At 62.3% G+C, this 324-nt stretch carries 1 protein-coding gene; it reads left to right on the forward strand.

The features are described from left to right. Positions 1-65 precede the first annotated feature (65 nt). Positions 66-324: CaiF/GrlA family transcriptional regulator (locus tag ACERY3_RS25420; RefSeq protein ID WP_373226811.1), on the forward strand; the 259-nt coding region annotated here is incomplete at its 3' end.

Below are 324 nucleotides of genomic sequence, written 5' to 3' on the forward strand. Positions count from 1 at the left end.
CAATGGCAACATTCGATAACGAACACCAGGCGTCACTGACTGATTTTTCACAGACACATTCTGATATGAAGCGTACTGCGCGCGGCAAACTCCAGACCGGACGCCAGAGCAACCACGGCGTCTGGCGGCTACCGCCGGGCATGGAGGGGGAAGAGGGGGTGCCTCTCTGGCAGGCGGTTGCCCTCTGGGCGCTGCGTCAGGGGCGCGCCGTGACCCGTGAAGAGATTTCTCAGGCCTTCTCGGTGGCTCCGCGCCGTGCGGCGGACGTGATGACCTACATCATGTGCGACCGGTCAGATGCGGTTGCGGTCCACAAGGAAGTGG

The sequence above is a fragment of the Enterobacter cloacae complex sp. ESBL7 genome (assembly GCF_041679625.1).
GTDB classification, from domain to species: Bacteria; Pseudomonadota; Gammaproteobacteria; order Enterobacterales; family Enterobacteriaceae; genus Enterobacter; species Enterobacter asburiae_B.